At 70.9% G+C, this 11,497-nt stretch carries 1 protein-coding gene; it reads left to right on the top strand.

Annotation, left to right across the window (positions count from 1 at the left end; all coding sequences use genetic code 11):
• The first annotated feature begins 11 nt into the window (after positions 1–11).
• On the top strand, positions 12–11,480 hold the full coding sequence (locus ACIO3P_RS01655; protein WP_401850188.1) for an SDR family NAD(P)-dependent oxidoreductase: 11,469 nt from the start codon (positions 12–14) through the stop codon (positions 11,478–11,480).
• Positions 11,481–11,497 lie beyond the last annotated feature (17 nt).

The following is an 11,497-nucleotide window of genomic DNA, read 5'->3' as shown; positions in this document are numbered from 1 at the left end:
GTTCCACTCGGATTGGTGTTGTAGCTGCGATGACAAATGACGAAAAGCTCCTTGGATACCTCCGGCGGCTCACGGTGGATCTGCACGAGACACGCGAGCGTCTCCGCCAGGCCGAGGCAGGCGAACACGAACCCGTCGCGATCGTCGGGATCGGCTGCCGATTCCCCGGGAACGTGCGGACCCCCGACGACTTCTGGCGGATGCTCGCCGCGGGCGAGGACGGCCTCGTCGCGTTCCCGGAGAACCGCGGTTGGGATGCCGAGATCGATCAGGCAGGACCCGGCTACGCACGCATCGGCGGATTCGTCGCCGATGCGACCGAGTTCGATGCGGGATTCTTCGGTATTTCACCGCGTGAGGCGGTGGCGATGGATCCGCAGCAGCGGCTGGCGCTGGAGACGGCGTGGGAAAGTCTGGAACAGGCCGGGATCGCGCCGGACTCGTTGCGGGGCAGCGCGACCGGGGTGTATCTCGGCACCAATGGCCAGGACTACGCCGGGATAGCCGTCGATGGGCGGACCAGCGGCGAGGGGCACCTGCTGACCGGCAACGCGGTGAGCGTGATGTCCGGCCGTGTGTCCTACACCCTGGGCCTGGAAGGCCCCGCGGTGACCGTGGACACGGCGTGTTCGGCTTCCCTGGTGGCGGTGCACCTGGCCGCGCAGGCGCTGCGTTCCGGTGAGTGTTCGATGGCGTTGGCCGGTGGCGTCACGGTGCTCTCCACCCCTGGGGTGTTCGCCGAGTTCTCACGGCAGGGCGGGCTGGCCGACGACGGCCGGTGCAAGCCCTTTGCCGACGCGGCGGATGGCACCGGCTGGGGTGAGGGCGCCGGTGTGCTGGTGCTGGAGCGGCTGTCCGACGCGCGCCGCAAGGGCCATCAGGTGCTGGCGGTGCTGCGCGGCAGTGCGGTGAACCAGGACGGCGCGTCGAACGGTCTGACGGCGCCGAACGGACCGGCTCAGCAGCGGGTGATCCGAGCGGCGCTGACAAGCGCCCGGCTGTCCCCGGCCGAGATCGACGTGGTCGAAGCCCACGGCACCGGGACCCGGCTGGGCGACCCGATCGAGGCGGAGGCGCTGCTGGCGACGTATGGCCAGGACCGTACGGCCGATCGGCCACTGCGGCTGGGTTCGGTGAAGTCGAACATCGGTCACACCCAGGCTGCCGCCGGTGTCGCCGGCATCATCAAGATGGTGCTGGCGATGCGCCACGGCGTCCTGCCGCGCACGCTGCACGTGGACGCGCCGTCGTCGCACGTCGACTGGTCCGCGGGTGCGGTGGAGCTGCTGACCGAGGCGGTGCCGTGGGAGACCGACGGCCGACCGCGCCGGGCCGGGGTGTCGTCGTTCGGGATCTCCGGCACGAACGCCCACCTGATCATCGAGGAACCCGAACCCGAACCCGAACCAGAGGCGGTGGCGGCGACCGAGCCGGCCCAGGTTCCGGGTGGCGTGGTGCCTTGGCTGCTGTCGGCCAAGTCGCCGCAGGCGCTGCGCGAGCAAGCGGCCCGGCTGGCCCGCTGGGCGACCGAGCAGCCGGAGATCCACCCCGGGCCGGCCGGTCGTGCGCTGGCCACGAGCCGGTCGGTGTTCGAGCACCGCGCGGTGGTCCTGGGCCGGGACCGGGGGACCTTGCTGGAGGGCGTGCGCGCGCTGGCCGAGGAGCGCCCGGACGCGGGTGTGGTGACGGGGTCACCAGGATCCGCGCGGTTGGCGATGGTGTTCTCCGGGCAAGGCAGTCAGCTCCTTGGCATGGGAGCTGGACTGGCCGCCGCGTTCCCCGTGTTCGCGGATGCCTTCGACGAGGTGTGCGCCGAACTGGACCGGCATCTGCCGCGGCCGATCAAGGACGTGATCAACGGCGAACCGGAGCTGCTGGACGAGACGGCGTACACCCAGGCGGGGCTGTTCGCGGTGCAGGTCGCTCTGTTCCGGCTGACAGCTTCGTGGGGAGTGTCGCCGGAGTGGGTGGCCGGGCACTCGATCGGTGAACTCACCGCCGCGTACGTGGCGGGGGTGTGGGATCTGCCCGATGCGGCCGCGGTGGTGACCGCTCGGGGCCGGCTGATGCAGGAGCTGCCCAGCGGTGGGGCGATGGCGGCGCTGACGGCGAGTGAGGCCGAGGCCCTGGACCTGATCGCCGGGCACACCACGGTGGGCCTCGCGGCGGTGAACGGTCCGGAGTCGACGGTGATCTCCGGCGCCGCGGACACCGTGGAGGAGCTGGCGCAGCGATGGCGTGACAGGGGTGGAAAGGCCCGGCGCCTGCGGGTCAGCCATGCCTTCCACTCCCCGCTGATGGAACCGATGCTGGCGCGGTTCGAGCAGGCGCTGAAGCAGGTCTCGTGGCGCGAGCCGGAGATCCCGGTGGTGTCGGGTACCGCTGGTGCCGAGGTGACCGATCCCGCGTACTGGGTACGCCATGTCCGTGACACCGTGCGCTATCACGACTCCGTCCTCGAACTGCGCGATCAGGGAGCGGATCTCTTCCTGGAGGCGGGCCCGGCCGGGACGCTGACCGCGATGGCCACCGCGGACAGCGGCGTGTGGCTGCCGACGCTGCGGGCCGAACGCGACGAACCGGAAACCCTATTGACCGCGGTGGCCGGGGTACACGCTCACGGGTCCACGGTCGACTGGACCGCACTGCTGGGCGCCCGGAGCGCCAGTCCGGTGTCGTTGCCGACGTATGCGTTCCAGCGTGAACGGTTCTGGCCCGCGGCGACCCGTCGGGCGGGCGACGCGCGGGCCCTGGGCCTCAGCGAACCCGGACACGGGCTGCTGGGCGCGGAGGTGGCCCTGGCCGGGGGCGACGCCGTGGTACTGACCGGGCGTCTGTCACTGGCGTCGTACCCCTGGCTGGCCGATCACGCGGTGCTGGGCTCGGTACTGCTGCCGGGGACGGCGTTCGTGGACCTGGCCGTGCACGCCGGTGACCGCGTCGGGTGTCCGGCGCTGGAGGAACTGACGCTGCAGGCTCCGCTGCTGCTGCCGGAGCAGGGCGGCGTACAGGTGCAGATCCGGGTCGCCGAGCCCGATGAACGCGGTCGCCGGGCGGTCGGGATCTTCTCCCGTATCGACGACGAGGACGAGTGGGCTCAGCACGCCGACGGTGTGCTGAGCGCGCAAGCCGGCCCCGCCCCGGTGTGGACCGGGGCCTGGCCCCCGCCCGACGCGCGGCAGGTGCCCGTGGACGGTGAGTACGCGCGCCTCGCCGAGGAGGGGTACGGCTACGGGCCGGTGTTCCAGGGGGTTCGGGCCGTCTGGCAAGCAGGCACCGAAGTCTTCGCGGACGTCGCGTTGCCCGAGGAGATCGAGGTCGACGGGTTCGGTGTACACCCGGCGCTGCTGGACGCGGCCCTGCACCCGATCGGCCTGACCGCACTGACCCAGCCCGGCGCGGGCGAGGTCAGGATGCCCTTCGCCTGGAGTGGCGCGCGCTTGCACGCCACGGGCGCGACGGTGCTGCGAGCGCGGCTGTCCCGGCGCGAGGACGGCGGGGTCGCGGTCGCCGTGTTCGACCCGGCCGGACAGCCGGTGTTCAGCGCCGACTCGCTGATGCTGCGACCGGTGACCACCGACCCGGCGCTCGCCGCGGCCCGGGACACGGCCCGGTCGATGTACGGAGTGGACTGGCTGCCGCTGACCGACTCCGCGGCCACGGACGTGGAGTGGGCCTGGCACGGCGAGGTCGCGGGCGAACCGCCCGCGGTCGTGGCGGCCCGAGTCACCACCGGCGCCGGCCTGGCGGCGGTCCACGAGGTGACGGCCACGGTGCTGGGCTGGTTGCAGGAGTGGCTGGCCGACCCGGCAACCGGGAACTCCCGGTTGCTGCTGCTCACCCAAGGCGCCACCGACGGGAGCGACGTGGCCGCCGCCGCGGTGAGCGGTCTGGTCCGCTCGGCGCAGTCGGAACACCCCGGCCGCTTCATCCTCCTCGACACCGAGTCCGACATCCGGCTCGACAGCGTGCTGCCCACGGTGGTCGGCAGCGATGAGCCGGAACTGGCGATGCGGGCGGGCGTGCTGTGCGCGCGGCGCCTGGTGCGCGCCACCGGCCGACTGGTCGTACCGGCGGGGATCGACCCGCGGGGCACGGTGGTGATCACCGGTGGTACCGGTGGCCTGGGCGCGTTGCTGGCCCGGCACCTGGTGACCTCGTACGAGGTCGGACATCTGCTGTTGCTGTCGCGGCGAGGTACGGAAGCCCCCGGGGCCGCCGAACTGGCCGCCGAGCTGGGCGCGCGGGCGACGATCCTGGCCTGTGACGTGGCTGATCGGGCCGCACTGGCCGCGGCGCTGGACACCGTACCCGCCGAACACCCCGTAACCGGTGTGGTGCATGCCGCCGGTGTACTGGACGACGCGACGGTGGAGTCGCTGAACCCGGAGCGGCTGGCCGTGGTGCTGCGCGCGAAGGTCGATGCGGCCTGGCACCTGCACGAACTGACCCAGGACCGGGAGCCCGGGTTGTTCATGGTGTATTCCTCGGCTGCGGCCACCCTCGGTTCCGCGGGGCAGGGGAGTTACGCGGCGGCGAACGCCGCTCTCGACGCCCTGATGCAGCAGCGGAGCCGCGCGGGCTCGGCCGGACAGTCCCTGGCGTGGGGGCTGTGGGAGCGCAGCTCGGGAATGACCGGTGCGCTGGACGAGGCCGATCTGGCCCGGCTGAGCCGAGCCGGGATTCGGGCCCTGTCCGACGCGCAAGGGCTGGAACTGTTCGACGCCGCGGTGTGCCTGGACCTGCCGCTGGTGGTGGCGGCCCGGCTGGACCTGGCCGGCATGCGCGCCGCCGGGACCGCCGGACCGCTGCTGCGGGCCTTGACCGGAGGCCCGGGGCGGCGTGCCGCGGCCACCGCTTCGGCCGGCGGGGGCGAGCTGGCCACCCGACTGGCGCCGCTGCCGGTGGAGGAGCGGCACGCGGTGGTGCTGGAGCTGGTGCGTACGCAAGCGGCCACTGCGCTGGGGCACACCACAGCCGAGGACGTCGATGCCGATGCCGCCTTCCGCGATCTGGGCTTCGACTCGCTGACCGCGGTCGAACTGCGCAACCGGCTCACCACCGCGACCGGGCTGCGCCTCCCGGCGACGCTGGTCTTCGACTATCCGAATCCGCGACTGCTGGCCGAATTCGTCCTGTCCGGAGTGCTGGACGAGCAGCCGGAGGCGATTGCCGCGGTCAGGGGAATCGCCACGGCCACGGTTGATGAGCCGATCGCGATCGTGGGGATGGGGTGTCGTTTCCCGGGTGGGGTGGATTCGCCCGAGGCACTGTGGCGGCTGCTGGCCGCTGGTGGTGAGGGGGTGGCGGAGTTCCCGTCAGACCGTGGCTGGGATGTGGAAGGGCTGTACGACCCTGAGCGTCTGCGTGCTGGTACCAGTTACACCAAGCACGGCGGGTTCTTGCTGGGCGCGGCGGAGTTCGATGCGGGGTTCTTCGGTATCTCGCCGCGTGAGGCGGTCGGGATGGATCCGCAGCAGCGGATCGTTCTGGAGACGGCGTGGGAAGCGCTGGAGCGGGCCGGGATCGTCCCGGACTCCCTCCGTGGCTCCGACACCGGCGTGTACGTCGGCCTGATGTACCACGACTACATGGCTCAGACGGCCTTGAATCCGGCCGACAGCGACGGGTTCAGCGGCACCGGCAATTCGGGGAGTGTGGCCTCGGGCCGGATCGCGTACACGCTTGGCCTGGAGGGCCCTGCCGTAACGGTGGATACGGCGTGTTCCTCCTCGCTGGTTACGGTGCATCTGGCGGCCCAGGCGCTGCGGTCGGGCGAGTGCTCGATGGCACTGGCCGGCGGCGTCACGGTGATGTCCACCCCCGGTGTGTTCACGGAGTTCTCCCGGCAGGGCGGACTGGCCGCCGACGGCCGATGTAAAGCCTTCTCCGACGCAGCGGACGGCACCAGTTGGGGTGAGGGCGCCGGTGTGCTGGTACTGGAGCGTCTGTCGGACGCGCGGCGCAATGGGCATCAGGTGCTGGCGGTGCTGCGTGGCAGTGCGGTGAACCAGGACGGCGCGTCGAATGGTCTGACGGCGCCGAACGGTCCTTCGCAGCAGCGCGTGATTCGTGCGGCCCTGGCCAACGCCCGGCTGTCCCCGGGTGAGGTCGATGTGGTCGAGGCGCACGGTACGGGAACGAGGCTCGGTGATCCGATCGAGGCGCAGGCGCTGCTGGCCACTTATGGTCAGGACCGGCCGGAGGACCGGCCGCTGTGGCTGGGCTCGGTGAAGTCCAACCTCGGACACACTCAAGCTGCCGCAGGGGTGGCCGGGATCATGAAGATGATTCTGTCGATGCGGCACGGAGTCCTGCCGCGAACGTTGCACGTGGACGCGCCTTCGTCGCACGTGGACTGGGCTGCCGGTGCGGTGGAGTTGCTGACCGAGTCACTGCCCTGGGAGACCGGTGGTCGTCCCCGTCGAGCGGGTGTGTCGTCCTTCGGTATCTCCGGCACCAACGCCCACGTGATTCTCGAAGAGCCCGAACAGGTTCCGACCGTGGAGCCGGAAGAGTCAACCGGCGGGGCAGTGCCCTGGTTGCTGTCGGCCAAGTCGTCGCAGGCGCTCCAGGAGCAGGCCACCCGGCTCGGCCGGTGGGCCACTGAGCGACCGGGCATTGATCCGGTGGCGGTGGGACGCTCACTCGCCACGACACGCTCGGCCTTCGAGCACCGCGCGGTGGTGGTGGCCGAGGACCTGGCCGGGTTTGTGACGGGGCTGCAGGATGTGGAGACCTCCACAGCGGTGGTCCATGGGACGGCGGCGCCGACCGCTCTGGGTCCGGTGTTCGTGTTCCCCGGTCAGGGTGCGCAGTGGGTCGGTATGGGCCTGGAGCTGTGGGACACCGAGCCGGTGTTCGCGGAGTGGATGGAGCGGTGCGCGGCGGCGTTGGAGCCGTACGTGGACTGGTCGCTTCGTGAGGCGCTTGGTGATGCCGCGCTGCTGGCGCGGGTTGATGTGGTGCAGCCGGTGTCGTGGGCGGTGATGGTGTCGCTCGCGGGCCTGTGGCGTTCGGCGGGTGTGTCGCCTGCTGTGGTGGTGGGTCATTCGCAGGGTGAGATCGCGGCTGCGACGGCGTTTGGCGGTTTGTCGTTGGAGGACGGCGCGCGGGTGGTGGCGTTGCGCAGCCAGGCGATTGTGTCGCTGGCCGGTTCGGGTGGGATGGTCTCGGTCCGGGCGTCCCTGGCCCAGGTTGAGGAGTGGATCGCTCCGTGGGCCGACTTGTCGGTGGCGGCGGTCAACGGCCCGTCCCAGGTGGTGGTTTCCGGTGCTGCGGAAGCGTGTGACGAGTTCGTGGCCAGGTATGCCGATGATGGTGTGCGGCGGATCGCGGTGGATTACGCGTCGCATTCGTCGCAGGTTGAGGCGATCGAGGCGCGGTTGGCGGCCGATCTGGCTGGGCTGGAGCCGACGAGTAGTGAGGTGCCGTTCCATTCCACCCTTGAGGCTGCGCTCGTCGATACCGCGGGGCTTGATGGCGGGTATTGGTACCGGAATCTGCGTGAGCAGGTGCGTTTCGCCGAGGTGATCGAGTCGCTGGTGGAGGCCGGGCACCGCACTTTCATCGAGGTGAGTACGCATCCGGTGCTGGCGATGGCGGTCGAGCAGGCCGGCGAGGATCTGGCCGTGACGGGCACCTTGCGTCGTGATGACGGAGGTCGGGATCGGTGGCTGCGGTCGCTGGCGGTGCTGTACGTCGCCGGTGTGAAGGTGGACTGGTTCACGCAGCTCGGTGAAGCGGGCCGCGTCATGGACCTGCCGACCTATGCGTTCCAGCGGGAGCGGTACTGGCCTTCGGCGGCCGGGGCGAAGTCAGGTGATGTACGGGCGCTTGGACAAGGCGAGTCGGACCACCCGTTGCTCGGTGCGGTCGTGGCGCTGGCCGGTGGGGACGAGGTGGTCCTGACCGGGCGGCTGTCGCTGTCCGCGTATCCCTGGCTGGCCGATCACTCCGTTCTTGGCTCCGTGCTGTTGCCGGGCACGGCCATGGTGGATCTGGCCGTGCATGCCGGTGATCGCGTCGGATCTCCGGTGCTGGAGGAACTGACCCTGCAAGCTCCCTTGATGCTCCCCGAGCAAGGGGGCGTGGAGGTTCAGGTGCGGGTCGCCGGGGCTGACGATCACGGGCGTCGAGGTGTGGGGATCTTCTCCCGCAAGGATGATGAGGACGAGTGGGTTCAGCACGCCGATGGTGTGCTGAGCGCGCAGGCCGCCACCGCTCCGGTGTGGACCGGTGCCTGGCCCCCGTCCGGTGCGCGGTCGGTGCCGGTGGACGGTGTGTATGAGCGTATGGCTGAGGATGGTTACGGCTATGGGCCGGTGTTCCAGGGGGTTCGTGCCGTGTGGGAGTCCGGTACCGATGTCTTCGCCGAGGTGGCGTTGCCCGAGCAGACCGAGGTGAAGGGCTTCGGGATACATCCGGCGTTGCTGGACGCGGCTCTGCATCCCATCGGATTGACGGCCTCGAACGAGGCCGGCGACGGGGTGACCCTGCCGTTCGCGTGGAGTGGCGTACACCTGCACGCCACCGGCGCGGCAGCACTCCGGGTGAGCTTGTCGCATCGTGAGGACGGCGGGGTCGCGGTCGCGGTGTTCGATCCGGCCGGGCAGCCGGTGTTCAGCGCCGAGTCGCTGATGCTGCGGCCGGTGACCACCGATCCGGCTTCGTCAGCGGCGGGGGAGACGGCGCGGTCCTTGTTCGGCGTGGACTGGGAACCGCTCGCCGAGCCGACCACCACCGAAGCGGTGGACTGGATCTGGCACGGTCAGGCCGGGGGCGAGCTGCCCCCGGTGGTGGTGGCCCAGGTTCCGGCCGGTGTTGGGGACGGGCCCGAGCCGGTGCACACGGTGACGGCGACGGTGCTGGACTGGCTTCAGGCTTGGCTGGCCGATTCGGCCGCCGACGGCTCTCAGTTGCTGCTGCTCACCCGGGGCGCGCTCGACGGCAGCGATCTGGCCGCCGCCGCAGTCACCGGTCTGGTGCGTTCCGCGCAGTCGGAGAATCCCGGCCGCTTCGTTCTTCTCGATCTCGAAGCGGACACCGGCCTCGAAGGTCTCCTGCCTGCGGTCGTGGCCAGCGGTGAGCCGGAACTCGCTCTCCGTGCCGGTGTGTTGCATGCGCGGCGTCTGGTGCGGGCGACCGGGCAGTTGGTGGTGCCGGGTCCTGAGCGGCTGGACTGGCGACTGGACGTAGCCGAGCGGGGCAGCCTCGACGACCTGGCGGTGCTGGACAGCCCGCCCGCGGTGGCGCCGCTGGAGCCCGGTCAGATCCGAGTCGGTGTGCGCGCGGCCGGATTGAACTTCCGGGACGTGATGGTCGGTCTGGGTCTGTACCCGGATCCGGCCGCCGTGATGGGTGGCGAGGCGGCCGGCGTGGTGGTCGAGGTCGCTGAGGATGTGACCGGGCTGGCGGTCGGTGACCAGGTGTTCGGTGTTTTCGCCGGTGCGCTGGGTCCGCTGGCGGTGACTGATCACCGGCTGGTGGCGAAGGTGCCGGAGGGGTGGTCCTTCACTCGGGCGGCGTCGGTGCCGATCGTGTTCCTGACGGCGTTCTACGCGCTGCGGGACCTGGCCGAGGTGCAGCGCGGCCAGCGGATTCTCATCCACGCCGCAGCCGGCGGGGTGGGCATGGCGGCGGTTCAGTTGGCCCGGGTGTGGGGCATGGAGGTCTACGGCACCGCCAGTACCGGGAAGTGGCCGGTCCTGCGTGAACAGGGCTTTGACGAGGCGCACTTGGCGTCCTCCCGCGATCTGGGCTTCCGGGACGAATTCCTCGCTGCCACCGAGGGGCAGGGCGTGGACGTGGTCCTGAACTCCCTGGCCGGGGAGTTCGTGGACGCTTCGCTGGACCTGCTCGCCAAGGGTGGGCGGTTCGTGGAGATGGGCAAGACCGATGTGCGGGACGGGCCGGAGATCGCGGCCGCGCACGGGGGCACGGTGTATCGGGCCTTCGATCTGATGGAGGCCGGCCCGGAGCGGATCGGCCGGATGCTGGCCGAGATCGTGGACCTGTTCGGCTCCGGGGAGCTGGAGCCGCTGCCGGTGACCGTGTTCGAGACGGCCGCGGCCGTGGACGGCCTGCGCCATCTGCAGACCGGGCGGAGCGTGGGCAAGGTCGTACTGCGTCTGCCGGTGAGCCTGGACCCGCGGGGCACGGTGGTGATCACCGGTGGAACGGGTGGCCTGGGCGCGATGCTGGCCCGTCACCTGGTCACCGACCACGGGGTGGAACACCTGCTGCTGCTGTCCCGGCGAGGTGCGGAAGCCCCGGGAGCGAACGAACTGGCGGCGGAAATTAACGAGTTGGGCGCGCGGGTGTCGATCCGGGCCTGCGATGTCACTGATCGGGCAGCTCTGGCCGAGGTGCTGGATGCGGTGCCCGCGGAGTATCCCGTGGCGGGTGTCGTGCATTCCGCCGGTGTTCTCGACGACGCGACCATCGAATCGCTGACTCCGGAGCGGCTGGCCGTGGTACTGCGGGCGAAGGTCGATGCGGCCTGGCATCTGCACGAACTGACCCGGGACAAGGATCTGGGACTGTTCGTGGTGTATTCCTCCGCGGCGGCCACGCTCGGCTCGGCCGGGCAGGGCAGCTATGCGGCGGCCAATGCCGCACTGGACGCGCTGGCACAGTTCCGGCGTTCGGCAGGGCTGACCGGACAGTCGCTGGCGTGGGGACTGTGGGAGCGGAGCTCGGGAATGACCGGGACGCTGGACGAGATGGATCTCGCCCGGTTGGCCCGGACCGGGGTTCGGGCCCTGTCCGATGAACAAGGTCTGGCGTTGTTCGACGCGGCGACGCGCCTGGCACGCCCGCTGGTGGTGGCGGCACGGCTGGATGTGGCCGGTATGCGGGCGGCGGGAAGCGCCGGCCCGCTGCTGCGCGGCCTGGTCGGAGGCTCGGCACGCCGGGCCGCCGCCACGGCCCCGGCCGGTGGGGGCGAGCTGGCCGACCGGCTGGCCGCGCTGCCGGTGGAGGAGCGCCAGGCGTCGGTGCTGGAGTTGGTACGTGCCCAGGCGGCGACCGTCCTCGGGCACACCACAGCCGACGCCGTCGACGCGGACGCGGCCTTCCGCGACCTGGGCTTCGACTCGCTGACCGCGGTGGAACTGCGCAACCGGCTCACCGCCGTAACCGGGCTGCGACTACCGGCCACCCTGGTTTTCGACTACCCCAGTCCCACCGAACTCGCCCGCCAGTTGCGGATCCGGTTGACGCCGGAGGAGAAGAGCCTCGCGGAGTCCCTGCTCGCCGATGTGGACCGGATCGAACGGGCCATTCCCGCGCTGGCCGAGGGGGACGGCGACGGTTCGGAACGGCTGGTGGGCCGGCTGCGAGAACTCGTCCGCACATTCGAGGCCCGGTCGGCGGGGAACGGGGCGGCGTCGATGGTCGATGCCGCCGCGGCCTCCGACGACGAGCTGTTCGACGTCCTCGACAAGATCGCGATCTCCGAGGGAAGGCACACGTCATGAGCAACGAAGAGCGGCTG

Source organism: Streptomyces sp. NPDC087310 (assembly GCF_044744405.1).
GTDB lineage: Bacteria > Actinomycetota > Actinomycetes > Streptomycetales > Streptomycetaceae > Streptomyces.
Note: the sequence above shows the minus strand (reverse complement) of the source record. Positions and strands in the feature narration are given on the sequence as shown.